At 58.4% G+C, this 23,776-nt stretch carries 30 protein-coding genes and 5 tRNA genes; 18 read left to right on the forward strand and 17 right to left on the reverse strand.

Annotation, left to right across the window (positions count from 1 at the left end; genetic code table 11):
- Position 1 precedes the first annotated feature (1 nt).
- From NMB38_RS14980 to lpdA, 3 genes are read left to right on the forward strand one after another with little or no spacing between them, the layout of a single operon-like run.
- Complete coding sequence (locus tag NMB38_RS14980; RefSeq protein WP_027915928.1) at positions 2-1,060, forward strand: alpha-ketoacid dehydrogenase subunit beta; 1,059 nt, start codon at positions 2-4, stop codon at positions 1,058-1,060.
- On the forward strand, positions 1,061-2,332 hold the full coding sequence (locus NMB38_RS14985) for a dihydrolipoamide acetyltransferase family protein (RefSeq protein ID WP_027915927.1): 1,272 nt from the start codon (positions 1,061-1,063) through the stop codon (positions 2,330-2,332). It abuts the gene before it with no gap.
- A 2-nt stretch (positions 2,333-2,334) separates the two neighbouring features.
- Positions 2,335-3,714 carry a dihydrolipoyl dehydrogenase gene (lpdA, locus tag NMB38_RS14990; RefSeq protein ID WP_059183742.1) on the forward strand — a complete coding sequence of 460 codons (1,380 nt, stop codon included), beginning with the start codon at positions 2,335-2,337 and terminating at the stop codon, positions 3,712-3,714.
- Positions 3,715-3,741: 27 nt separating this feature from the next.
- Here the strand turns inward: lpdA and NMB38_RS14995 are convergent, their stop codons facing one another.
- Positions 3,742-4,740 carry a sensor domain-containing diguanylate cyclase gene (locus NMB38_RS14995; RefSeq protein ID WP_028688021.1) on the reverse strand — a complete coding sequence of 333 codons (999 nt, stop codon included), beginning with the start codon at positions 4,738-4,740 and terminating at the stop codon, positions 3,742-3,744.
- 370 nt (positions 4,741-5,110) lie between these two features.
- Between NMB38_RS14995 and NMB38_RS15000 the strand changes: the two genes are divergently transcribed.
- Positions 5,111-6,325: a site-specific integrase gene (locus tag NMB38_RS15000; protein WP_494354814.1), complete on the forward strand. Its 1,215-nt coding sequence runs from the start codon at positions 5,111-5,113 to the stop codon at positions 6,323-6,325.
- Here NMB38_RS15000 and NMB38_RS15005 read toward each other — a convergent pair.
- Complete coding sequence (locus tag NMB38_RS15005; protein WP_494354815.1) at positions 6,322-6,801, reverse strand: hypothetical protein; 480 nt, start codon at positions 6,799-6,801, stop codon at positions 6,322-6,324. The two genes, NMB38_RS15000 and NMB38_RS15005, sit on opposite strands and share 4 nt — an antisense overlap.
- Positions 6,802-6,985: 184 nt before the next feature.
- On the opposite strand from NMB38_RS15005, the gene NMB38_RS15010 reads away from it, so the two are divergent.
- The 4 genes from NMB38_RS15010 (at position 6,986) to NMB38_RS15025 (ending at position 8,371) form a co-directional block, all read left to right on the forward strand.
- Positions 6,986-7,186: a helix-turn-helix domain-containing protein gene (locus tag NMB38_RS15010; protein ID WP_494354816.1), complete on the forward strand. Its 201-nt coding sequence runs from the start codon at positions 6,986-6,988 to the stop codon at positions 7,184-7,186.
- Positions 7,186-7,557, forward strand: a complete 372-nt coding sequence (locus NMB38_RS15015; protein ID WP_494354817.1) for a hypothetical protein — start codon at positions 7,186-7,188, stop codon at positions 7,555-7,557. The genes NMB38_RS15010 and NMB38_RS15015 overlap by 1 nt, the downstream gene beginning before the upstream one ends.
- Before the next feature lie 83 nt (positions 7,558-7,640).
- Positions 7,641-7,910, forward strand: a complete 270-nt coding sequence (locus NMB38_RS15020) for a helix-turn-helix domain-containing protein (protein WP_494354818.1) — start codon at positions 7,641-7,643, stop codon at positions 7,908-7,910.
- Between the two features lie 128 nt (positions 7,911-8,038).
- Entirely contained in the window at positions 8,039-8,371 is a 333-nt protein-coding gene (locus NMB38_RS15025) for a helix-turn-helix domain-containing protein (RefSeq protein WP_019750393.1), read from the forward strand.
- Positions 8,372-8,714: 343 nt separating this feature from the next.
- Here NMB38_RS15025 and NMB38_RS15030 read toward each other — a convergent pair whose 3' ends face one another.
- The 4 genes from NMB38_RS15030 to NMB38_RS15045 all read right to left on the reverse strand — a co-directional run bounded on the left by NMB38_RS15030 (position 8,715) and on the right by NMB38_RS15045 (position 10,291).
- Positions 8,715-9,413 (reverse strand): hypothetical protein, encoded by a 699-nt coding sequence (locus tag NMB38_RS15030; protein ID WP_494354819.1) that lies wholly within the window; start codon positions 9,411-9,413, stop codon positions 8,715-8,717.
- Positions 9,410-9,709, reverse strand: a complete 300-nt coding sequence (locus NMB38_RS15035; RefSeq protein WP_494354820.1) for a hypothetical protein — start codon at positions 9,707-9,709, stop codon at positions 9,410-9,412. The genes NMB38_RS15030 and NMB38_RS15035 overlap by 4 nt, the downstream gene beginning before the upstream one ends.
- Positions 9,706-9,960 carry a hypothetical protein gene (locus NMB38_RS15040; protein ID WP_494354821.1) on the reverse strand — a complete coding sequence of 85 codons (255 nt, stop codon included), beginning with the start codon at positions 9,958-9,960 and terminating at the stop codon, positions 9,706-9,708. Before NMB38_RS15040 ends, NMB38_RS15035 begins: the two co-directional genes overlap by 4 nt.
- A 100-nt stretch (positions 9,961-10,060) precedes the next feature.
- The gene (locus tag NMB38_RS15045; RefSeq protein WP_494355082.1) at positions 10,061-10,291 is read right to left on the reverse strand and encodes a hypothetical protein; all 231 of its coding nucleotides are present in this window, start codon (positions 10,289-10,291) and stop codon (positions 10,061-10,063) included.
- A gap of 170 nt (positions 10,292-10,461) precedes the next feature.
- Here NMB38_RS15045 and NMB38_RS15050 point away from each other — a divergent pair, with 170 nt between their 5' ends.
- The 8 genes from NMB38_RS15050 to NMB38_RS15085 all read left to right on the forward strand — a co-directional run bounded on the left by NMB38_RS15050 (position 10,462) and on the right by NMB38_RS15085 (position 15,285).
- Complete coding sequence (locus NMB38_RS15050) at positions 10,462-11,121, forward strand: DUF4145 domain-containing protein (protein WP_494354822.1); 660 nt, start codon at positions 10,462-10,464, stop codon at positions 11,119-11,121.
- Between the two features lie 1,166 nt (positions 11,122-12,287).
- Complete coding sequence (locus tag NMB38_RS15055; RefSeq protein ID WP_019750388.1) at positions 12,288-12,473, forward strand: hypothetical protein; 186 nt, start codon at positions 12,288-12,290, stop codon at positions 12,471-12,473.
- A gap of 31 nt (positions 12,474-12,504) precedes the next feature.
- Positions 12,505-12,891, forward strand: a complete 387-nt coding sequence (locus NMB38_RS15060; protein ID WP_326383844.1) for a hypothetical protein — start codon at positions 12,505-12,507, stop codon at positions 12,889-12,891.
- Entirely contained in the window at positions 12,888-13,310 is a 423-nt protein-coding gene (locus NMB38_RS15065) for a hypothetical protein (protein WP_494354823.1), read from the forward strand. Before NMB38_RS15060 ends, NMB38_RS15065 begins: the two co-directional genes overlap by 4 nt.
- Before the next feature lie 25 nt (positions 13,311-13,335).
- On the forward strand, positions 13,336-13,488 hold the full coding sequence (locus NMB38_RS15070) for a hypothetical protein (RefSeq protein ID WP_392485397.1): 153 nt from the start codon (positions 13,336-13,338) through the stop codon (positions 13,486-13,488).
- Entirely contained in the window at positions 13,485-14,330 is an 846-nt protein-coding gene (locus tag NMB38_RS15075; protein ID WP_494354824.1) for a hypothetical protein, read from the forward strand. The genes NMB38_RS15070 and NMB38_RS15075 overlap by 4 nt, the downstream gene beginning before the upstream one ends.
- Complete coding sequence (locus NMB38_RS15080; protein WP_392485399.1) at positions 14,327-14,671, forward strand: hypothetical protein; 345 nt, start codon at positions 14,327-14,329, stop codon at positions 14,669-14,671. The genes NMB38_RS15075 and NMB38_RS15080 overlap by 4 nt, the downstream gene beginning before the upstream one ends.
- Positions 14,671-15,285, forward strand: a complete 615-nt coding sequence (locus tag NMB38_RS15085) for a tail assembly protein (RefSeq protein ID WP_494355083.1) — start codon at positions 14,671-14,673, stop codon at positions 15,283-15,285. The genes NMB38_RS15080 and NMB38_RS15085 overlap by 1 nt, the downstream gene beginning before the upstream one ends.
- Positions 15,286-15,289: 4 nt before the next feature.
- Here NMB38_RS15085 and NMB38_RS15090 read toward each other — a convergent pair whose 3' ends face one another.
- Positions 15,290-16,279: a hypothetical protein gene (locus NMB38_RS15090; protein WP_494354825.1), complete on the reverse strand. Its 990-nt coding sequence runs from the start codon at positions 16,277-16,279 to the stop codon at positions 15,290-15,292.
- 105 nt (positions 16,280-16,384) lie between these two features.
- Here NMB38_RS15090 and NMB38_RS15095 point away from each other — a divergent pair, with 105 nt between their 5' ends.
- Positions 16,385-17,014, forward strand: coding sequence for a recombinase family protein (locus tag NMB38_RS15095; RefSeq protein WP_494354826.1), 630 nt, complete (start codon positions 16,385-16,387; stop codon positions 17,012-17,014).
- A gap of 41 nt (positions 17,015-17,055) precedes the next feature.
- Here the strand turns inward: NMB38_RS15095 and NMB38_RS15100 are convergent, their stop codons facing one another.
- The 3 genes from NMB38_RS15100 to phnN form a co-directional block, all read right to left on the reverse strand.
- Positions 17,056-17,820, reverse strand: coding sequence for a hypothetical protein (locus NMB38_RS15100; RefSeq protein WP_494354827.1), 765 nt, complete (start codon positions 17,818-17,820; stop codon positions 17,056-17,058).
- 209 nt (positions 17,821-18,029) lie between these two features.
- Positions 18,030-18,106, reverse strand: a tRNA-Arg gene (locus NMB38_RS15105).
- 110 nt (positions 18,107-18,216) lie between these two features.
- Positions 18,217-18,810 (reverse strand): phosphonate metabolism protein/1,5-bisphosphokinase (PRPP-forming) PhnN, encoded by a 594-nt coding sequence (gene phnN, locus NMB38_RS15110; protein WP_049695616.1) that lies wholly within the window; start codon positions 18,808-18,810, stop codon positions 18,217-18,219.
- A gap of 343 nt (positions 18,811-19,153) precedes the next feature.
- Between phnN and NMB38_RS15115 the strand changes: the two genes are divergently transcribed.
- Entirely contained in the window at positions 19,154-19,480 is a 327-nt protein-coding gene (locus NMB38_RS15115; protein ID WP_027915923.1) for an Arc family DNA-binding protein, read from the forward strand.
- Between the two features lie 130 nt (positions 19,481-19,610).
- On the opposite strand, the gene mgtE is transcribed toward NMB38_RS15115, so the two are convergent.
- From mgtE to NMB38_RS15150, 7 genes are all read right to left on the reverse strand, one after another.
- Positions 19,611-21,053, reverse strand: coding sequence for a magnesium transporter (mgtE, locus tag NMB38_RS15120; RefSeq protein WP_023533822.1), 1,443 nt, complete (start codon positions 21,051-21,053; stop codon positions 19,611-19,613).
- Positions 21,054-21,482: 429 nt separating this feature from the next.
- Positions 21,483-21,559: transfer RNA gene (locus NMB38_RS15125), tRNA-Arg, on the reverse strand.
- A 69-nt stretch (positions 21,560-21,628) separates the two neighbouring features.
- Positions 21,629-21,705 (reverse strand) — tRNA-Arg (locus NMB38_RS15130).
- A gap of 70 nt (positions 21,706-21,775) precedes the next feature.
- A tRNA-Arg gene (locus NMB38_RS15135) sits at positions 21,776-21,852 on the reverse strand.
- A 106-nt stretch (positions 21,853-21,958) separates the two neighbouring features.
- Positions 21,959-22,049: transfer RNA gene (locus NMB38_RS15140), tRNA-Ser, on the reverse strand.
- Between the two features lie 72 nt (positions 22,050-22,121).
- Positions 22,122-22,310 carry a carbon storage regulator CsrA gene (gene csrA / locus NMB38_RS15145; RefSeq protein WP_023533771.1) on the reverse strand — a complete coding sequence of 63 codons (189 nt, stop codon included), beginning with the start codon at positions 22,308-22,310 and terminating at the stop codon, positions 22,122-22,124.
- Between the two features lie 167 nt (positions 22,311-22,477).
- Positions 22,478-23,713, reverse strand: a complete 1,236-nt coding sequence (locus NMB38_RS15150) for an aspartate kinase (protein ID WP_023533761.1) — start codon at positions 23,711-23,713, stop codon at positions 22,478-22,480.
- Between the last annotated feature and the right edge of the window lie 63 nt (positions 23,714-23,776).

The raw sequence follows: 23,776 nt of genomic DNA on the forward strand, positions 1-23,776 counted from the left end.
AATGAACGATCATAACAACAGCATCAACCCGGAAACCGCCATGGCCACCACCACCATGACCATGATCCAGGCCCTGCGCTCGGCCATGGACATCATGCTCGAGCGCGACGATAACGTGGTCGTGTATGGCCAGGACGTCGGTTACTTCGGCGGCGTCTTCCGATGCACCGAGGGCCTGCAGAACAAGTACGGCAAATCGCGGGTGTTCGATGCCCCGATTTCCGAAAGCGGCATCGTCGGCACGGCGGTGGGCATGGGTGCCTACGGCTTGCGGCCGGTGGTGGAGATTCAGTTCGCCGATTATTTCTATCCAGCCTCGGACCAGATCGTGTCGGAAATGGCGCGGCTGCGTTACCGCTCTGCTGGCGAGTTCATCTCGCCGCTGACCCTGCGCATGCCATGTGGCGGGGGCATTTATGGTGGCCAGACCCACAGCCAGAGCCCGGAAGCGATGTTCACCCAGGTGTGCGGGCTGCGCACCGTCATGCCGTCCAACCCCTATGACGCCAAGGGGCTGCTCATTGCCTCGATCGAGTGCGATGACCCGGTCATCTTCCTTGAGCCCAAGCGCCTGTACAACGGCCCCTTCGATGGCCACCACGACCGTCCTGTGACGCCATGGTCCAAGCATCCCCAAAGCGCCGTGCCCGACGGTTACTACACCGTGCCCCTGGACAAGGCAGTGGTAACCCGGCCCGGCAACGACGTCACGGTCCTCACCTATGGCACGACGGTCTATGTCGCCCAGGTCGCGGCCGAAGAGACAGGCGTCGATGCCGAGGTGATCGACCTGCGCAGCCTGTGGCCGCTGGACCTGGAAACCATCGTCGCCTCGGTGCAGAAGACCGGCCGCTGCGTGGTGGTACATGAGGCCACGCGAACCTGCGGGTTCGGCGCCGAACTGGTCGCGCTGGTGCAAGAGCACTGCTTCCATCACCTGGAGGCGCCCATCGAGCGCGTAACCGGTTGGGACACGCCCTACCCCCATGCACAGGAGTGGGCGTATTTCCCAGGGCCATCGCGGGTGGGTGCGGCATTGAAAAAGGTCATGGAGGTCTGAATGGGCACGCATGTCATCAAGATGCCGGACATTGGCGAAGGCATCGCGCAGGTTGAGTTGGTCGAGTGGTTCGTCAAGGTGGGCGACCTGATCGCCGAGGATCAGGTCGTGGCCGATGTCATGACCGACAAGGCCACGGTGGAGATCCCCTCCCCGGTCAGTGGCAAGGTTATGGCCCTGGGCGGCCAGCCTGGTGAAGTGATGTCGGTTGGCAGCGAGCTGATCCGCATCGAGGTCGAGGGCAACGGCAACCATGTGGACGCCCCGCAGGCCAAGGCCGCCGAAACACCACCTGCCAGCGAAGCCCCCAAGCAGGCTGCACAGGAACAACCCGCGCAGGCCACGCTGACGCCCCCGGCCAACCGCCCGGCCGCACCGCTGGCGCCCCGCCAGGCCAGCGACAAACCCCTCGCCTCGCCCGCGGTGCGCAAACGCGCGCTGGATGCCGGCATCGAGCTGCGTTATGTGCATGGGAGCGGCCCTGCCGGGCGCATCCTGCATGAAGACCTCGATGCCTTCCTCAGCCAGCCCCAACGCACCGGTGAGCAAGCGCCAAGCGGCTACGGCAAGCGCACCGACAGCGAGCAAGTCCCGGTAATCGGCTTGCGGCGCAAGATCGCCCAGCGCATGCAGGACGCCAAACGGCGCGTGGCCCACTTCAGCTACGTCGAAGAAATCGACGTCACTGCTCTCGAAGCGCTGCGCCAGCAGCTCAACGGCAAGCACGGCCAAGACCGCGGCAAGCTCACCCTGCTGCCGTTCCTGGTCCGTGCGCTGGTCGTGGCACTGCGTGATTTTCCACAGATCAACGCTACGTACGATGACGAAGCACAGGTCATCACCCGCCATGGCGCGGTGCACGTCGGCATCGCGACCCAAGGGGACAACGGCCTGATGGTGCCGGTGCTGCGCCATGCCGAGGCAGGCAACCTGTGGGCCAATGCAGCGGAAATCGCCCGTGTGGCCAATGCCGCTCGCACCAACAAGGCCAGCCGCGAAGAACTGTCGGGTTCGACCATCACCCTGACCAGCCTCGGCGCACTGGGCGGCATCGTCAGCACGCCAGTGGTCAACACCCCGGAAGTGGCCATCGTGGGCGTCAACCGCATGGTCGAGCGGCCCGTGGTCATCGACGGCCAGATCGTGGTGCGCAAGATGATGAACCTGTCCAGCTCGTTCGACCACCGTGTGGTCGATGGCATGGACGCCGCGCTGTTCATCCAGGCCGTGCGAAGCCTGCTGGAACAACCCGCCTGCCTGTTTGTGGAGTGAGCATGCAACCGATCATCGAAACCACGCTGCTGATCATCGGCGGCGGCCCCGGCGGCTATGTGGCCGCCATCCGCGCCAGCCAGCTGGGCATACCTACGGTCCTGGTCGAAGGGCAAGCGCTGGGCGGAACGTGCCTGAACATCGGCTGCATTCCGTCAAAAGCCTTGATTCATGTAGCCGAGCAGTTCCATCAAGTCACCCGGTTTGCCGAGGGCTCCCAACTTGGCATCCGCGTAGCCTCCCCCGAGCTGGACATTCATCAGAGCGTTGCATGGAAAGACGGTATCGTCGACCGGCTGACCACCGGTGTAGCCGCCCTGCTGAAAAAGCACGGGGTCAAGGTCATCCAGGGCTGGGCGAAGTTGCTCGACGGCAAGCACGTGGAGGTCGACGACCAGCGCATCCGCTGCGAGCACCTGTTGCTGGCCACGGGCTCGAGCAGCATTGAGCTGCCCATGCTGCCGCTGGGGGACGCCGTCATTTCATCGACCGAGGCACTGACGCCCACTACGGTGCCGCGCCATTTGGTGGTGGTCGGTGGCGGATACATCGGTTTGGAACTGGGCACTGCGTACCGCAAGCTGGGTGCGCAGGTGAGTGTGGTGGAGGCCCGCGAACGGGTGTTGCCCACCTACGACGCCGAGCTCACCGCCCCCGTGGCCGAGTCGCTGAAAAAGCTCGGCATCGCCGTTTACCTCGACCACAAGGTGGAAGGCTATGAGCAAGGCACGCTGGTGGCCCGCAATAGCGAAGGCTCGCCCCTGCGCCTTGATGCCGACAGGGTACTGGTAGCGGCCGGCAGGCGCCCGCGCACCCAAGGTTTTAACCTCGAATGCCTGGACCTGCGCATGAATGGCGCGGCGATTGCCATCGACGCGCAGTGCCAGACCAGCATGCGCAACGTGTGGGCCATTGGTGACGTGGCGGGCGAGCCGATGCTGGCGCACCGGGCGATGGCCCAAGGCGAAATGGTCGCCGAACGCATCGCTGGCAAGCCACGTCGCTTCGAGCCGGCTGCGATCGCTGCGGTGTGCTTCACCGACCCGGAAGTGGTCGTCGCTGGCCTGACCCCTGATCAGGCGGTGGCGCAAGGGCTGGACTGCATCGTGGCGCAATTCCCCTTTGCCGCCAACGGGCGGGCCATGAGCCTGGAGTCCAAGACGGGGTTTGTGCGGGTGGTGGCACGCCGCGACAACCACCTCGTGCTGGGTTGGCAAGCGGTAGGCGTGGCTGTCTCCGAACTGTCCACTGCCTTTGCCCAGTCATTGGAAATGGGCGCGCGGCTGGAAGATGTGGCAGGCACGATTCATGCCCACCCAACCCTGGGCGAGGCGGTCCAGGAGGCCGCCCTGCGCGCGCTGGGCCACGCACTGCACATCTGACCCTTGCCGCAGCCTGGGTCAGCCAGGTCATTGGGCGACGGCGTTCTTGCCTGCGCCCTTTGCCCGGTAAAGCGCCTGATCGGCGCGCGCCAGCAGACTGTGCGGGTCGTCGTCTTCGCGCCACTGCACCACGCCGTAGCTCAAGGTCAATCGACACTCGCCAATGGGCTCCAACTGCGCTACCACCTCGCGCAGTTGTTCGGCGCAGGCGCAGGCTTGCTCCAGGCTCGTCTGGGCCAGGACCAGGACAAATTCATCACCCCCCCAACGCGCCAGCAAGTCGGTAGTGCGCTGGCGTGAGCGCAATGCCTCGGCTACGCGAACCAAGGCGGCGTCCCCCTGCGCATGGCCGTATTGGTCGTTGATAGGCTTGAAGTCATCCATGTCCATGGCGATGATCGACAGCGGCTGGCGAAAGCGCTGAGCCCGCTCGCACTCCTGCTTGAGCACATTCTCCAACCGATAGCGGTTGGCGATGCGCGTCAGGGAATCACGCTCGGCAAGCTCGCGGTTTTCGTCCAGTTGGCGCTGGAGCTGCTCGTTCACCCAGGACAATTCGCGCGTGCGCTCGGCGACCAGGCATTCCAGCGATTGGTTGCGCCGCTCAAGCTGCGCCAGTTGCCGCTTGCCGCTGTCGATGTTGCGATGGGCACCCAGCATGCGTGCCACCGAGCCGTCCGGATTGCGTGCAATGACGTACCCACTGTCCTCGACCCACAGGTAGCTGCCGTCGGCGCAGCGGCACCGGTACTCGACCAGGTAACGCTCGTTGCGCTGATGGATGTAGGCATCGAAGTGGGCCATGACACGCTGGAAATCGTCGGGGTGGATCAACCGCTCCCAGGTCAATACCGAGTTTTCCTGCGAGTGAGGCCCATAGCCAAGCATGAGGTACCAGCCAGGATTGCGATAGACATAACCCGTGTTGGCATCCCAGTCCCAAATACCGTCGCTGATCAGGTCATAGAGCGTGTGCAGCTGCTCCTGGGTAAAGCCCGTGGGCACGGGGGTGACGTGCTGGTTCATGCAAACTCCTGGATAACCAGCAACTGCGCCCCAGTCCAAGGGCTGCTGAAGGTGGACAGAGACGGCGCGCGCCCAGTGAGGGTGGCCTTTGACGGGGCAAGCATAGGGGTACGGGCGTAGGGCTGAAATACGTCTTAAGGCGTAGATTTGTAACGGGCGATTGGCGCAGGAGAACGGAGTGCTGGAGGCACTGGGGAGAAATGGCGTCCCAGGCAGGATTTGAACCTGCAACCTTCCCCTTAGGAGGGCCATTGCGACCACCACAGCAACTGGACTAAGCCCTTATTTGCTTGGCTTTTCGTCCAGTTGCGTCCGACCAGACGCCACCGTATATTCATTTCTGCACCCACAATGCACCCATGGGGACGAAGTGAAAGAAAAGCTCACCGCCAAGCTGCTGGCCGGCCTGCAGGTCACAGGTCGCGAGTACGAAGTGCACGACACTATCATCACCGGGCTTTTCGTGCGCGTGACCGCCGCGGGGGCGAGGTCCTATGTAGTGACTTGGGCCAGGGGCCGCAAGAAAACCCTGGGCCGGGTGGGTATCCTCACCATCGAGCAGGCCCGTCAGGAAGCGACTCAGTACCTTGCTGAGGCCCGTAAGCACGGCGAGCCCACCGCCGTCTCGCAGGGGCGTCGAGGAGCCGCCCTGCCCTCTCTGCGCGACTTCATCACCGACACCTATCTGCCTTGGTTCAAGGCGCATCACCGGGGCTACGAGAAGACCGCCCACACGCTGGCCAACAACTTCGAAACAATCATGCCCCAGCGCATCGACGCCATCACCGGCCGCGATCTCGAGCAGATCCGCACGGCTTGGCTGCAGTCCGGCAACAAGCCGGCGACAGTAAATCGGAAGATGGGCAGCATCAGCGGTGTATTCAGTCGAGCGGTGGAATGGGAAATCATCATCACCCACCCCATGGCCAAACTCAAGCAGCTGAAGGTCGACAGCAAGGGGGTGGTGCGCTACCTGAGCGCTGATGAGAACCAACAACTGCGCAAGGCCCTGGACGATCGTCAAGATGAAGCCCGGGCAGATCGCGAGAGCGCCAATACGTGGCGAAATGCTAGGGGCCGGAAGCTGCTCCCCTCATTTGCAGGCCGGGTATTCACTGACCATCTAAAGCCAATGGTACTTGTATCACTTAACACCGGTATCCGCCGCGGCGAGCTATTCAACCTCGAATGGCCAAGAGTGAACTTTGCGACCAAGACACTTACTATTATCGGCGATACAACCAAGACCAATGAGACTCGCCACATTCCCTTGAACAAGGAGGCTCTCGAAACTCTTCAGGTTTGGCAGGGGGAATGCCGAAAGAAGTCGGGATTCGTATTCCCGTCATCTGATGGAGGACGGCTCGAGGACGTCAAAAGCGCGTGGCTCGGACTGCTGGAACGTGCAGGGATAACCGGCTTCCGCTGGCACGATATGCGGCACGACTTCGCATCGCGCCTAGTGATGGCCGGTGTGCCGCTCAACACGGTGCGCGACCTGTTGGGACACTCGGACATCAAGATGACGTTGCGCTATGCCCACCTTGCGCCAGACAGCAAAGCGGCGGCAGTGGAGCTAATTTAGAAATCCATATCGACGTCAAATGGGTCATAAGGCACGATGGTTGCCGAATTTTTATGCTTATCTACATGCTTTCTGAGGTCTTCCCAGTTTCTCATGAAAGCGTCGAAAACAAAGTAATTCTTTAAAATTGGGCAATTTTCTTTTATCCAGAAAAAACCGGTAAATTTTATCGTATCCCAAATCCGCATTTCGTCATAAGTCAAAACCTCTGGCGCTGAGAAGCAAAGATTTATAAACCTCAGAGACTCATCAGTTGACCAAACATCTTCTACTATATCTGCCACGCTTGGCCCATTAGGCTTTATGGATTGCTGCGCTATTGCATTCGATATGGCCCACTCTATGACCGCTGTAAGAGAGCGCTTCTGGATTCGACCCATTACATCGAGAGAAAACTTGATTTTCGGGTCAATTCGAACCCCAACGCTAACTGTCGTACTGGTTTCACCTGTCCGCTTGCTTGTCTTGGTTGCCATCCGTCACCTGAACCTTGCCGATTTAGATCAGATCATCTGACCAGATGGCTACAGCTTGCGCGACGCGAAATTCCATGTCAATCCAAGCAAATCTTCAATTGTTTAGCATTTGCTTGCACGTTAGAAATGAGCGAGGTAGCCTAGCAATGCCTGGCAGCTGCCAGTTGGCACCTTGGAGACAGATATGGAACAAGCACAACAGGTTGTCCCGCTCTCGGTGGGCGTTGAGGAAGCTGGTCGGATCTTGGGCATTTCCCGGTCAGCCACGTATGAGTTCATCGCTTCCGGCGAGTTGAAAACATTCAAGATCGGGCGCCGCCGCCTGGCACTGATGACGGAGCTAAAAGCGTTCATTGAGCGCGCGGCAAAGGCTGGTGGGCGCTGATGGCTCGCGACAAGCGAACGCCAGAGCTGACGTTGGTGAAGGGTGGTGCCGAGCCAGTGTTAGAGGCACTGGCCCAGCGTGCCGCAAAACAATCTGGAGATAGCCCGCAGCGCCTCGATTCTATCCATTCGCCCGCATCGGGCGCTACCCCTTACCGGCCCACCTATGACGACTTGCGAGAAGCCTTGGACGAAGCCCACGCAATGCTCAGCCTCTTGGCTTCGGGTATGCGGATGATCGCCGGCGGCTATGGCAGCGCGCAGGAAGTCAGGAAGTTAGCCAGCTCAACGGCAAAGGCTGCCGCCACAAGTCAGCACTACCTTGGGCGTCTGCTTGAGGGGGTTGCAGCGACTGATGGCCGCAAGGCATAGCGAAGGAATGGAGACGAGGAGAGAAATTGCCCAGGCAGTGCACCACCACCACCTGGGCCCGACCCCAACCGAAAGGAGCCTGTATGACGGCCGAAACTATCGCAGATGCTGATCTGCCTGACAACCACTCCACGAATGCTCAAGCCTTGCGGATGATCGCCGCACTGCGCAAGGGCCCTGTGTCGTCCATCCAGGCGGCGCAGGCGCTGGATATCGTCCACCCACCCTCCACGATCCGGCACCTTAGGCGCCAGGGCTGGGGCATCTTGACCCGGTGGTGCTACCAGGCGGCAGCGCCGGGCCGGCGCCCTCACAGGGTAGGGCTGTACATCCTGAACAAGGAAATCGACTGAGGCAGCGGCTGGAGGCGCGAACTCCATCGTGCCTCCGGCTTCTTGGTGTGAGCCGCCGAATGGCAAGAAAGAAACAGTACAAGGTCGACTTTGGGGGGCGGGTGTTCGCCCTGCCCCATCGACTGCTCATGCACCCAGCATTCGACAACCTAAGCCCCAAGGCGGTTACCGTCCTGATCAAGCTTGGGCGGCACTACAACGGGCGCAACAATGGCGATCTGGCGTGCACTGTCGAGATGATGGCCGAGGGGCGTAAGATGGATGCCAAAACGCTAGCATCAGCACTGCAGGAGCTGATCGACGCAGGTCTGATTATCCGAACTCGCACCTACAGGAAGGGTGGTAGGGAGCCTGGTATGGCTCAGTGCGCGCTGTATGCGCTCGCCTGGGCATACATTGACGAATGCCCCGGTAAAAACCTCGAAGTATCCCCAGGCCCGGCGCCATTCAAGTTCACCTGATTTCGATTTTTTCGGTGGGATTTTTTCCGCCATCGACTGGGATTTTTTCCCATACCACTTTCCGGTTGCGTCCGGTTTTGTTGCGCGCCTTGCAAGCGACTGGGATTTTTTCCTAGTCGTCTGCCGCGTTTACTGAGTTTGCTGGGAGTCTGTGAACGGAAAAACTCCCAGTCTTTATAATTTACCACCCCCAGGGGTATCAAATACGCGCACCGCAGGGTTAGAGCGGCGACGCGATGGACCAGCTCTGGACCATCTGGCACTCAACAAAAAGGGCACCACCCCGGATCAGGGTAGTGCCCACAGCGACGCTTAGTACTGAGCTGAGTTTCAGCTCTCCGGTCTATCTTGCGCGACCGCGACTGTCTCGCCGGCGAATGCGTTGCCGCTCGATAAGTGCCGGTGACACGCCCGGGCCGACGAATGCTGCCAAGTCGGCGCTAGACAGCATGGATGCAGGGATCGACGTGTACTGCCCACCTGGCAGAACCCGAGGTTTGCGACGGATACGCGGCATATGTTTACTGAGAAGCGCCAGGTCAGCGTGCATTACCTCCTCCATACGCTTCCCTGCCTCTCCTAGTGGCACTGACTCTCCTGGCCTGATCTGAGCCCACGCGTAGCGGTCGGCCAGCATCTCATTCACGCGGCTGAGCACGCGATGACACTGGTCGCGCACTTCCAGATCGGAAATCTCGAAGAGGTCCCACCCTCGAAAATTATCCACATGGTGTCCGATCTCATGTTGAAGGATGAACGAATAGATCTCGTCGTCTTCAAGTGCCGCCCAGTCCAGCTCCGGCCGTGTGGCTGAGCGCAGTGAGGCAGCATTTATGCTGGTTGCCAGCTTGATGACGATACGCTCGTCGTAGCATTGCTGATCAGTTGCGGCATCGCGGACGATCGACTGCGCAAAACTGTTGTACAGCCCCCAGCTCTGCCCCATGTTAGTGAAAGTGTCCAAGGACAATCCGACGCCATTCTGCTTGGCCAGCTCAGCGAGCTGGCGATACTGCTTCCGAGTAATTCGCAGGATGCTCATACCACACCCCCGTCCGCAGCAGATTCACCAACTACGCCGTGCGATGCACCCAGGTGGCGATGCGTCCAGCAGTAATTGCCGCTAAAGGTCTGGATCTGCTCGAGGTGCCGCGCTATGTCGCTGGCCATCTCATTTTCGTATCCACCCATAGCAGGGATCACGAACTTGAGGAGAATCTTGGCCAGCTTGGCGTGCTCCTGCCTGGCAAAGTTCATGTAGGCCATATCACGCGCATCCAGGACCGCTTGGCCCAAGACTTCGCCCTCAATCACTGCCGGCTGGAGTAGGCGGTTCATTTCGCACCCCCTTTCAACCAGAACTTGCGATAGACCTCATAGCTCGCGTCGTTCAGGCCGGGATTGAACCGACTGGCAAGCATCGCGGCCACCTGGTGCTCCACTGCACTGATGATCTGGCACATCTCGGCGTCATCGGCATAGCGCAGGGCCGTCTTGACCAGGTGGGTTGCATAGGCCTTCCGGCGCTCAATCGAACCCGCCGATGATGCGGACGCTTGGTGTTGTTGCGTTGTGCTGGTATCTTGCATAGGTTGCATGACGTGTCCCTCAACGGTCGTCGTGTGATAGGCCCTCCCGGTGTTAGCGCACCGGGTTGGCCACCTTCAAAATGTCGGGAAATCCGACCCTTTACTGCTTACCCTTCTCGTTCAACCACCCGATCGCCCAGCTTATGGGGTCTTTGCTCCTTTGGGGTTTCAGTGGCTTGCCGTCCAGCGCCGCCTGGCGCCCTTCCTGCTCCGTTTCAGTGTGAATCCATATGCTGGTGTGCTTGAAGCCGTCTGCGAGCTTGCGGGCCTTGTACTCCTTCTGGCGCTCTGTGCTCGTCTTCGGTGCTGCTGGCTGATTTTCCCTAGTCATCTTCACCTCCGTTTGTACTAACGATAAGCCATAATGGATCACCGTTAGTACAAACGCAAGTGGCAGGGTGAAAAAAAATTGCGGCCCCGCAAGATTGATTAATTGCTTGGTGCCTTGCCGCACCGGTTAATCCGAGCGAACATCCAGCCTCACTCAAGGAAGGGCGCCCCATGACAGCACTGTTCAAAAAAAGGTTTCTAGAACTGACCGATCAATTGGAGCAGTTACAAACGTCCATTGTGATTCGAGATAACCCTTATGGAGGCGGCAAAGTAGAGGTCCTCGATCCTGATGCGCTCCTTAGCTGGGGCGTGAAAGTCAAATCGCTTTTTGAGCGGCTTGGGACACAAGCATCTAGCCATCTGCAGATGTTCATCGATGCGGAAAAGCCGATAATGATGGAATCTGCCGGCAGTCGCCTGAGACGCATGACAGCTGTTTTTCTTGCGACAAAAGAAGACTTCGAAGGCGGCTACCTAGCTTCCTTCCGAAATATTGTTCAGGCGGAGGTGTTCTCCAACGAGCTCGAGCAGGCTGAGGAGCTACTAAATAACGGCTATCGCACCGCGGCGGCGGTGATTGCAGGCGTGGTTCTCGAGACAGCACTGCGAGACCTATGCACCACGCACGAAATTGGACTCGGCAGTCTCAACAAAATGAACGACGACCTCGCCAAAGCCGGCGTTTACAACGCCAACCAGAAAAAGCAAATCACCTCCCTCGCTGCGATTCGCAACAGCGCCGCTCACGGCAAGCCTGACGAGTTCACGGCTGACCAGGTGAGAGGCATGATCGACGACGTGCAGCGCTTCCTGCTCGCCCACCAGTAGGCTCCCGGGTAGCGGAGGACGAGCCTGGGCGAGATGCCCGTGGCTGAAAACGTCAGCCAGGCCTATTTCCTCAGGCCTGGCACCCTCACACTTCCTCAGATTGAGGATGTATACAAGCGTGGATGGACCGGGCAATGCGTCCAAAACTGGACGAATCTCTGGGAGCGGTCCGGCAAGATGTGAGCAAAGCTGCTCAGATCTCCTCAGGATTGAGGGCATCGCCAGGACTGCGGTGCTCAGATTTGAGTGCATCGAGATGCCCCAATTCCTCGGGAGATCAACCGCGCCGAAACTACCAAAATCAGTCGACTCGACATGATCCAGCGCGTGGGAATCGACACACTGGAGATCGGCTGAGACTCCAGCCGATGCCCTTTCGCGACGAGCTCGTAAAAGGCCTGGGTGGGATTGCCTGTGTTGGGCTGAGCCGAGATTCCGGCCCAGATCGCCAGCCGAGACAGACCATATCATCCGATTCGGCTCTGTTCGCGCGTCTCGACTCGCTTGGACCTGACAGCAGGCCGGAGCAGGTCATAGTGATCGTGGCTCACTTTGAGCCTTAAGAGGGCAAGCAAAGTGCGACCCCCTGCCTTTTCTTCGATGTGAGGAAATCCCATTTCGCTGCAGCCAGGCCGGATGGGGCACTAGATACCGGATTTTCTTCCGGCATCAAGCCCAGCCCCCAGTGGGGTGTGGGTCAGAGTTCAAATCGAACTCCACGAGCCGCCTGGGTGCTCCCCCGCCGGGGGAACATCCCCCAATGGGGAAAGTTGGGAGGGGTGAACGATTCGTTCACGTGGTGGCCAAGGGTGTCCTCAAAGCTGAGCAGACGGCAAATACCCTAGAATCGGGGGATTTAGCTACCGAGAATCCGGGCTGTTACGAGCGCGCCACAAAACTGAACTTCGAAATTTCGTGGCGCGAGGTTTCCACCAACGGTGCGAATCCGGGTATAGCTCGAAAACTGCGTAACTGGGCGAATCGTATCACTTAGGGTGTCACTAACATAGTGTAACGAAAACGCCGCTTTCACAGTACCGGAAATCAGGCTCATTCGTCCCGTTGTGTCCCGTTATGTGTAGCACCTGAGGTGCACCCATAAAACACTGGATATGTATTCACATCAGCCCTAATGTGACCTCTGAGACGCATACAGAGGACCAGTTATGGCCACGCCCAACAAACCCCGAGGACACCAGGTCAAGCCCACCAAAGCGGAGATCTCCGCGGCGTGGGGGCGGCTGCGCGCTGCTGCTGAGCAGGGGCATATCGAAGCCAATGCCCTGCTGATTGCCCTGGCTGAGAACAAGCCTGCCATCGCTTTGGAGTCTGGCTTTGCAAGAGCCGTATGAGCAGCCAGCACGCAGCGCGCGCGGAACATTCATGAAAGGACACTCGGGGAACCCTGGCGGCCGCTCAGGGCAGACGCAGGCCATCCGAGCGAAGCTGGCCGAGGGCGCCGAAGCGGTCACCAAGAAAGTGCTGGCTGCCGCTCGTAAGGGTGATATGCAGGCCTGCCGGCTGATCCTAGAGCGCTTGGTGCCGCCAGTGAAGGCTACCGCTGAACCGGTTCAATTCGAGCTGGACGATACCGATCTGCCCAGCGCTGCCCGTTCCATCCTCAAAGCAATCGCCTCAGGGGATCTACCGCCCGATCAAGGACGCCACTTGATCATTGCCCTGGGCGCCGTCTCCAAAGTCATTGAGGTGGAAGAGCTGGAGAAAGCTGTAGAAGAGTTACGCCAGCGCATTGAGGAGATGCAATCGTGAGCGCCAAGGCACTGCGCGCCGAGATCAAGCGGCTGACCATCCGTGTCGGGGGTGAGGAACCGCCGGCCACTCTGATCGTGCTGAGCACTGTGCACGCCGACGGCGAAATGGACCTGCCCGATACCACAGGTCACGTCTTCAGCTACCGACTGGAGAACATGCCTGAATCCTTCTTCTTCCCTTTTTCTGAAATGACCAGCGACCAGGCGGTGGAAATCGCCGAGGCCATCATCCGGCACACCTGCCAGGCCGAGCGTGTGAGGCGCGTGCGCCAGGCTGGCATCCTCGACATGACTTTCCCCCACCCCTGCTCTATCCGCGTCTGCCTGCCGCCTCCTGGCGCGTCGATCGAGGCTCACGCCGCATCCCTGTATGAGCGCGCTTTGGAGGCCCGGAATGAGCGCACGCAATCGCATTGAAGGCCTGCGTAGGCAGGTAGACGACATGACCGAGGATCAAACCGTCATGGCCATCAGCAAGATCATGGACGAGTTGAGTGCCGCCTCCTCCGGCGGTGAACACGCAAGCCAGCAAACCCTATCCCAGCTGTTCGCGGAAGCGCCGGCTGACTGTCACCACACAGGAGCAAATCAATGAGATTCAATTTCGCAGTCGGTACCTCGCAGTCCGTTGGCTACGCTAGCGCGATCGTCAACGACTTCGCCCAGTACCGTGACAAAAACATGCCCGGCACAAACTGGGGCCTTTGGCAAAACGTAGTCGCCCTCCAGCGCTCTCAAACGACTCTTCTTGACCTTCACGCGGAGGCCTTGAAAGCCGCCGAGAAAGTCCGGGAGAACATCGACCTGACTCGAGAGGCCAAAGCTCGTCGCTCGCGCGAGATCTTCAACAACTTCGCGGAGGGCGCTCGATCAGCATTGCCGGAACTAAGCAAGACTGCTGAAAACTTTTACACATTTGCCTCAGAGAAGCTGACAGCGGTTCAAGCGCTGCCGGTTGGTGATACGGTTCAGGCAGGTCTAGACGCAGAGTGCCGCGCGTATGTCCGCAGCCTGAATGTGACGGAGCAATCCGAACTGATTGGCGAGATTCGCCTGGGTAATGAGCCGCGTATCGCCGCTGCGATTCTGCGCGGGCCCGCGAGAATCAGTGGACTGAAAAATGGGCAGCTGCAGAGTCTCGCGGCCGCCGGCATCGCAGTGGCACATGAGGAGGCGGTGTTAACGCTGGCCAGGCTGGCAATCGGTATCAGAGAGGTGCAACTGCTCGCTATGCGACTGGGTAAAGACGTTATCCGGGCGGCAGTAGGCATTGAATCCTTGGACAGCGAAACAGAGTCTTGGAACAAGCCACTGGCCACTTTGGAATCCCTGTTTGCCTGGCTCAAGCCCATCCCTTTGGAGATTTCTGGAGCCCAGCGCGTGACGCCCGAAATGGAAGCACGTGCGAAGCAGCAGCAGGCGGGGGCTGACGCATGAACGGCTATCAGGAGCGATTCACCGAAGCCTGCAAAGTCGGCGACTTCGCCGTCAATCCGATAGCCGTGAGCGGCTATGACGTGTGGCGTGTGCAGTGTGTGCAGCGAGGCCGGCACGTCGAGATAGACGGCCCATTCTTCACTGAGGAAGAGGCCCGCATATCGGCCGACCTGCTGCGTGGATCTTATCGTGGCGTAAAGGCAGCATCGGCCTGCCACTGCGCGGCCTGGAACCCCGACCCCGACCGTGAGAGGTCTATTCGCATCCAAGGTCTGCAGAGTCGCGAAATGCTGGCGCGCCGGCTTGGCGTCCACCTTCCAATCCCAAAGGAGAATCCATGATGGCTGCTCATGTTCGAAACAACGAAGCTTGGACCACCGTTTACCTCTCCGGCCCGCTGATCCGTAAGTTCTTCCGCAAGAAGGATTATCTACTGGACAGCCAAAACACCTGGGAGGTTTTCAGAGCCCTCAAAGCAACGCTGGAAGGCTTTGAGCAGGAGATCAAGCGCCTGGAAGCCCTGGGTATGCGGTTTGCGATCTTCCGAAACAGAAAGAACGTTGGCGAAGATGATTTCGAGCGTGGCGGAGCCAGAGAGATTCGGATCGTGCCCGTCGTTGGCGGTAACAAACGCGGTGGCACTTTGCAGACCGTGCTCGGAGCAGTCCTGATAGCCATAGCGTACTTCAATCCCCTTGGGTACTTCTCAGGGCCGGCTGTTAGCGCTATGTACGCTGCCGGCGCGGCTAACGTTGCTGGTGGCGTGATGCAGATGCTAAGCCCCCAGGCACACGGGCTGTCACAAAGCGGCGCCCCTGAAAACTTGCCGTCGTACGCGTTCGGCAGTGCCAAGAACACAACGGCCAGCGGCAACCCCGTTCCCATCTGCATTGGCGAGCGACGCTGGGGCGGGGCGATCATCTCTGCCTCGATTGAGGCGCAAGACAAGGCGTAGAGCGTCAAGTGTGGCTATGGGATTTCACCAAGTTGGCTGTAGTATCCATGGCCTTTTCGACCAGCCTAGTGGCAGTGCCAGCAACGGCAGGATCAAAATTCCCAGAATTGGCTCCAGAGAAGGGGCTCTGCCCGCCAATGTTCCAGTGAGCAAACGCTTCCTTGACCTCGTTCCATTGAGCGTTTGCCCCGTATGTATCGAGGTAGAATTCCCCGAAACGAATAGCGTGTGCCCTCTCTCCAATCTTCAAAGATTCATCCATGTAGGACTTGCTGAAAACGAAGGAATATCTGGATAGGACACCGCAAAGACCTACGACTACCAAACCGCGGAATAAGTGGAAAAAATAATATCCCAGCCCAGCGCCGGCTGCCTGATGGTAACCATCGGAGCTAATGATCATCGTCACTATGGCAATGACAACGCCCCCCAGAAGAGATGCGGCTCCTAGGACGGCCCAGATGCCAGAAATGAGATGAAATCGACTCTCTTTTTTGCTGAGTAGTGAAAGCGCCGAACCTACAAATCGCTTCGAGTTATCCTGCAGGGCTTCCTGACTTGCATCGGTAAGCCTCTGCTTCTCAACTGATAATTCCCGGCGCATTTCTTCGATTTCATACCGTTGAGCAGCGCTTATCTTACGTTCTTCGGCAAGGTTAGCACGCTGCTCGGCAATCTCGCGCTCAGCTAATTCTTGGCGGTGAACGATGGATTGCTCATGATGAGAGAGCACTTGATTTCGTTTTTCAAGGGATGTAAAGAGCTCCTTTTCTCGACTTTCCAAGAGCTTCTTTTCGTTCTGGAGGTGTTTCTCAATGTAAGCCTCGCGCTCCGAGAGTTGCTTACGAAGGCTATCAATTTCCTTTTCCCTGTTCGCGAGACTAATTCGCTCTTGGCGCTGCTGCTCACGCGCCTCTCCTTCATCCCTAATAGCCATAGCCTTCTCTTCATCATGTCGATAGGTGAAACAGAGAATGTTACGCGATGTATGCATAGGCTGATACGGGCAAATCGAGCCGTTATCAGTCTTTTCGCTTGATAAGTACCACCCAAAATGCAACAGTGTTAGGACAACACCCTAACTGATACAGGTTGCACTATGTTCATCCGCGCCTACCTCCGAGCATCCACCGACGAGCAAGACGCTGGTCGCGCCTGGGCGTCCCTGGAAAAGTTCGCCAGCGACCACAACAAGGTCGTCGCCTGCAAGTACCTGGAGAACGCCAGCGGCGCCGCTGCCGATCGGCCAGAGCTGCTGCGCCTGCTGAAGGATGCCCGCAAGGGTGACGTGCTCTTGGTCGAATCAATCGACCGCCTCTCCCGCCTTCCCGCCGACGACTGGGCCAAGCTCAAGGGTGCAATCGACGCCAAGGGCCTGCGCATCGTCGCGCTCGATCTGCCCACCAGCCATCAGGGTATGCTTGACACGCAAGGCGACGAGTTCACCGGCCGGATGCTGGCCGCGATCAACTCGATGCTGGTGGAGATGATGGCGGCGATCGCCAGGAAGGATTACGAGCAGCGTCGTGAGCGCCAGGCTCAGGGCATCCAGAAGGCGAAAGCGGCAGGCAAGTACCAGGGCCGGCCGGTTGACGAGGAGCTACACAAGAGGGTCAAAGAGCTACTAGGTGCCGGATTAGGCATTAGAGCAACGGCGCGATACGCTAACTGCTCTACCACCACCGTTTTACGCATTAGGGATGTAAAAACCGTGATGAACGCAGAATGAAAAAAGCCCGGCGCAGGCCGGGCTTTTTTCACAAGTAGACGCTAGGCAGTGCGACCTTCCTCGATAGCTACTTGCTGAAGAGCCCGCATCAGTTCGCTCTGTTCTTGCTCGGTCCAGCAGCGAGTAGGTAGACCGGTTGGGGCGGAAACGGACGCAACGGCGTTCGCAATGGCCTGGCGTACTCCGCCGGCATTTGGCTGCCATTCGTTGATCGGTGTGACCTTCTTAGTCCCTATTTCCATGATGTACCCCCGCTGCTCAAGAGCGTTTTTCATATCGAAGAGTGTAGTCTGCATGACACTGAGATTGTTTCTTCCAGTGTCCAGTTCCACAAATTTTGTTTCTCCACCCGTCGCAGGATCGGAGCCTCCGGCTGTTACCACAGCTTTTTTGGCACAAGAATTGACGGCGTAGCAGTCTCTTGCAAACTGCGCGCCACTTCCGGCAAACCGAGCATTTTCACGGTGAGCCATGAAGTTCCCCGACGAAAACACCACCTCAGCCGTCGAATTCTTGACCAGACTGATGACAATAGAATGGAGCCTGTTGGTATCTGGGATAAGGCGATGTACCGGTGGAGCATTGAAGAAATTCAATGTAGGCGCCAAGAACCAAGATTTCCAGCGAGCGATCAACTCGCCGTCACCAGCGAAGACCAGCGCATAAAGCTTGGAGACGGCGAGCTTGTCGAAGCCCGTGTCATCGATGAACGCTATGCAGTCCGGATAGTCGGCCAAAGGATCTGTCGACCAACGAGAGTCGCTGGCGAGAATTTTTTGGGTCCGGCAAATAACGTTCGTGGTCATCCATGGCAACCTGATGGCGTAAGGCCTGCAATTATGAAGCACTCGGTCAATACGTCAACAAGCTTTGACCGCCTTTTTCCGTAATTTACACAGGCTTTCCGACGAGAAAATCAGCGCTGTGAATGGTAGCTGCACGGACAGCTGCACCCATAATGCACCCATACAGTAATAATGATGCTCAGAAAAATGGCTTAACGCCTTGATTTTGGTGGCGTCCCAGGCAGGAATTGAACCTGCAACCTTCCCCTTAGGAGGGGGATGCTCTATCCAATTGAGCTACTGAGACACAACAACTGGCAGCAGGCGCTGCTCAGCGGGACGGCGTGCATGTTAACCAGCGTGTCGCCGTTTGTCATGTGTTGGAGTGCCATTTGAGCGTAATCCTTTTCCGCAGCCCTAGTTAGCCTGGATAACGCCCTCTTCTCGCAACACGCCCAGCAAGGCCTCCACTGCCGTGGACAGCGTAGTCGAGTTGTCCACCGTTCGTACGCCATCGTCGGCCGCATCACTCAAGCTGACATGCCGAGCCAGGCGCTGGTCGATCTCGGCTTGAGTCTCCCGGCCGCGGGCCTGCAGGCGTTGACGCAGGATATCGAGACTGACGTCCACACGGATGGCCAGCAAGTCAGGGTAGCGGATACGCGCCTGAGCCAGGTGACCGCGCGAGCCGTTTACCAGCACCGACCTGCCCTGCGCTAGCCACTCGTCTATCTGCCGGGGGATACCGTACTGCAACCCATTGGCCTGCCAATGCATGGCGAATGCGCCTTGCAGCTTCATCCGTTCGAACTGCTCGGCATCGACGCCTACTGCGGCCTCCCCTTTGGCCTCAGGCGAGCGTGTGATGACTCGACGGGCGATTTCGACACGCGCTGCCGCCAGCTGCGGTCGGGCAGCGTCGATCAATGAGTCTTTGCCCGCGCCAGACGGTCCGATCAACAGAATCAGCTTGCCTCTAGGCGGCGAAACGCAGCTTGCATCATGGTGCATTGCCACTATGCTCTCTGGTTAAGAACCTGTGCGTTTGACGCTACTTTCGGCGCAGGTTTCAGGTTTTTTGCAGGATTCGCGGGGATACGTCTGACGTGAGGCCGCTATTGGACATGGGAAAATTTTAACCAGTGCTCATTTCTGATAATTGGTACTGGCATAAAGCCTTTATGAAGATCACTATTTGTCACAGAATTGACGCCAAGGAAACGGCAGCATTGAGGCAAGATGAGCGTCCATCTGCACAACCGGTTGAACATTTTGGCGATAAGGCGGTCGTATTTCCACCCCGCGCGGCCAATTTGAGAACCGCTTCCCCTGAACCAAAATCTGGTCAATTTATATGCGCCCAATGAAACAGGCTATTTATTCGAGCCGCACTGCTGACAAGTTCGTCGTTCGCCTGCCAGACGGGATGCGTGAGCGCATCGCCGAGGTAGCACGCAACCACCACCGCAGCATGAACTCGGAGATCATTGCACGCCTGGAGCAGAGCCTTATCCAGGAAGGTGCCCTGGGTGAGGAATTGAGCATGCGCCTGGACAGCCCTGAACTGTCGTTGCACGAACGCGAACTGCTGCAACGCTTCCGCCAGCTCTCCCATCGCCAGCAGAATGCGCTGGTTGCCCTGATTGCCCATGACGTGGAAATGGCCGCCGACGCTTCCTGACGCAAACCTTTGCTGTCACCCACAAAAAAGCCAGCTGATGCTGGCTTTTTTGTTTTAAGGGGTAGCCGCTTACCTGCCATCTATCACCCAGGCAGGCCAGGCGTTACGCAAGGCGTAACGCCCCGAGCCGTTAGAGCAGGAACACCGTGGCGAGCCCCAGGAAGATAAAGAAGCCGCCGCTGTCGGTGACTGCGGTGATCATCACGCTCGACCCCATTGCCGGGTCGCGCCCCAGCCGCGTCAAGGTCATCGGTATCAACACGCCCATCAGGGCCGCGAGCAGCAGGTTCAAGGTCATCGCGGCTGTCATTACCAGGCCCAGCGACCAGCTGCCATAGAGCCAGAAGGCCACGGCACCGATGACGCCACCCCATATCAATCCGTTGATCAAGGACACCGCCAGCTCTTTGCGCATCAGGCGCGAGGTATTACCGGGAGATACCTGGTCAAGGGCCATGGCGCGCACAATCATGGTGATGGTCTGGTTGCCGGAGTTGCCACCGATGCCCGCCACGATCGGCATCAGCGCAGCCAGGGCAACCAGCTTCTCGATGGACCCTTCGAACAAGCCGATCACCCGGGATGCGACGAAAGCGGTGATCAGGTTCACGGCCAGCCACGCCCAACGGTTGCGCAGCGAACGCCAAACCGACGCGAAGATGTCCTCTTCTTCGCGCAGACCGGCCATGTTTAGCACTTCGCTCTCACTCTCTTCGCGAATCAGGTCGACCATTTCGTCGATGGTCAGACGACCGATGAGCCGATCGCTCTTGTCCACGACCGGTGCCGATACGAGGTCATAGCGCTCGAAGGCCTGGGCTGCGTCGTAGGCGTCTTCATCGGGGTGGAAGGACACAGGATCGGTGGCCATCACGTCGGCCACTTGCTTGTCTGGGTCGTTGACCAGCAGGCGCTTGATCGGCAACACACCCTTGAGAATGCCATCGTGATCGACCACGAACAGCTTGTCGGTGTGGTTGGGCAATTCCTTGAGACGGCGCAGGTAACGCAATACCACTTCCAAGCTGACGTCTTCACGGATGGTCACCATCTCGAAGTCCATCAGCGCGCCGACTTGTTCCTCGTCATAGCTCAGCGCAGAGCGTACGCGCTCGCGTTGCTGGGCATCGAGGGTTTCCATCAGCTCGTGGACCACATCCCGTGGCAACTCAGGTGCCAGGTCGGCCAGCTCGTCGGCGTCCATTTCCTTGGCGGCAGCCAGCAGCTCGTGATCGTCCATGTCGGCGATCAACGACTGGCGCACGGCGTCTGACACTTCAAGCAGAATGTCGCCGTCACGATCCGAGCGCACCAGCTGCCAGACCGTCAGGCGGTCTTCGAGGGGCAAGGCTTCGAGGATGTAGGCGATATCGGCGGGGTGCAGGTCATCGAGCTTGCGCTGCAACTCGACGAGATTCTGCCGGTGGACGAGGTTTTCTACCAGGTCGTTGTGCGCACCCTCCTGGCGGTGGGTGACATCTTCGACCAGGCGCTGGCGCTGAAGCAGGTCAACGACCTGGGACAGGCGGTCCTGAAGGCTTTCTTGCGCTTTCTTTACTTCTACTTCAGTCATAGGCGAACTCCACTCCCAGCCGCGGAGCACGCCGGGGGAATCAATCGATTAGATCTATCTGTACGAAACGGTTTGGGGAGTAACTACTGGGTAAGTCCATGGTGGTAATCCACAAGCCCCGGCGGGGCTGACGGGCGCAATCATACACTGCTCAAGCTGACAGATCGCTTAAATTTTTGGCTATAACAATCGTTTGCGCGTCATTGCTCTGACAACGCATGAAACCATCGGTGCAATGGCATTGCGCGAGCTGGGTGTGCGCCCTGCCAAGGGCTTGGCATGCAGGCACAGAGCGCCTTAGCCGTATGTAAAACGTAGGGCGTAGGGCGTAGGGCGTAGGGCGTAGGGCGTAGGGCGTATAAGCGATTGGGAGTACAAACCCTGGAAAAACAAAAAGCCCGCTCAATGAGCGGGCTTCCTGTTTGGGTATGGCGGACTCAGCAGGATTCGAACCTGCGACCGCTCGGTTCGTAGCCGAGTACTCTATCCAGCTGAGCTATGAGTCCGTTTGGTAGTTTTAGACCAGATTACCACTGGTTTTTGAAGCAGCCTTGATAACAAAACCACTTCGAAAGTGGCGGACTCAGCAGGATTCGAACCTGCGACCGCTCGGTTCGTAGCCGAGTACTCTATCCAGCTGAGCTATGAGTCCGTTTGGTAGTTTTAGACCAGGTTACCACTGGTTTCTTGAAACAGCCTTGATAACAAAGCCACTTCAAAAGTGGCGGACTCAGCAGGATTCGAACCTGCGACCGCTCGGTTCGTAGCCGAGTACTCTATCCAGCTGAGCTATGAGTCCGTGTCTTGCCGCGCATTATAGGTTGCTGAAACATTTTTGCAAGAACTTTTTCGTTTAAAATCAACTACTTAGCGTTCTTACAACTTACAGCAACCTAAGCGAATAATGGCGGTGAAGGGGGGATTCGAACCCCCGATACCCTTATGAGGTATACTCCCTTAGCAGGGGAGCGCCTTCGGCCACTCGGCCACCTCACCGCAACACGAGGCGAATATTAAACAGGTTCTTCCTCGTCTGCAACCCTTTTTTTGAAAAAAACTTCAAAAGAATTAAAGGCTTGGCTCCTCGTCCTTCTCGTTCTTGATCCGCAGGTAGATTTCCTCGCGGTGAACAGCCACTTCTTTTGGCGCGCTGACGCCGATACGTACCTGGTTGCCTTTGACGCCGAGCACCGTCACGGTGATCTCGCCATCGCCAATGATCAGGCTCTCCGCACAGCGACGAGTCAGAATCAACATAGCTTTCTCCTTACGCAAAACATTCAGGGGTAACAGTCTTTTGGGTTTTCAGCCCAGTCGTGGACGCCGACATGGGCTGTAATGCTTAATACACAGGCCTGGACGGAGCCTGCGCAACGAGCAGAAACGCGAAGGGCGCGGCAAGCCGCGCCCTCCCAGGCAGGGCCTTACTCGCTCTGTCGAGCCGGGGCGTCGAGCTCGAAGGCGGTGTGCAGGGCGCGCACCGCCAGTTCCAGGTACTTCTCCTCGATCACGACCGATACCTTGATCTCAGAGGTGGAGATCATCTGGATGTTGATGCTCTCTTTGGCCAGCGCTTCGAACATGCGGCTTGCAACGCCGGCGTGCGAACGCATGCCCACACCGACGATGGAAACCTTGGCGATCTTGGTATCACCGATCACTTCGCGGGCACCGATCTCGCGCGCGGTGTTCTGCAGCACGCTCTGGGCCTTCTCGTATTCGTTGTGCTGTACGGTGAAGGTGAAATCGGTGGTGTTATCGTGCGCCACGTTCTGCACGATCATGTCCACTTCGATGTTCGATGCACTGATCGGGCCGAGAATCTTGAACGCCACGCCCGGATTGTCCGGTACGCCGCGGATGGTCAGCTTGGCTTCATCACGGTTGAAGGCGATACCGGAAATGATCGGCTGTTCCATGGATTCCTCTTCATCGATGGTAATGAGGGTACCCGGACCCTCCTTGAAGCTGTGCAGCACGCGCAGCGGGACGTTGTACTTGCCGGCGAATTCCACCGAGCGGATCTGCAGCACCTTGGAACCGAGGCTGGCCATTTCCAGCATCTCTTCGAAGGTGATCTTCTCCAGGCGTCGTGCCAGCGGCACGACGCGAGGGTCAGTGGTATAGACGCCATCGACATCGGTGTAGATCTGGCATTCCTGCGCCTTGAGCGCAGCGGCCAGGGCAACACCCGTAGTGTCGGAGCCACCTCGGCCAAGGGTGGTGATATTGCCGTGCTCATCCACACCCTGAAAGCCCGCCACCACTACCACGCGCCCGGCCTTGAGGTCAGCGCGGATTTTCTGGTCATCAATTTGCAGGATGCGCGCCTTGTTGTGCGCACTGTCGGTCAGGATGCGCACCTGGTTGCCGGTGTACGACACGGCAGGTACACCGCGCTTGGTCAATGCCATGGCCAACAGCGCGATGGTGACCTGCTCGCCCGTGGACACGATCACATCCAGTTCGCGCGGAACCGGATGCTCGCTGATCTGCTTGGCCAGGTCGATCAGTCTATTGGTTTCGCCGCTCATGGCAGACAGCACGACCACCAGGTCGTCGCCTGCCTCACGGTGCTTCTTGACCTTGTCGGCTACCTGCTCGATCCGCTCGATGGAACCGACAGAGGTGCCGCCAAATTTCTGTACGATCAACGCCATTTCAATGGTGCCTCAGCCCATACAGGGCCCCAAAAAACAATCCAACCTGAAGGGCAGGAAAAC

The organism is Pseudomonas sp. FBCC-B35, from assembly GCF_059133755.1.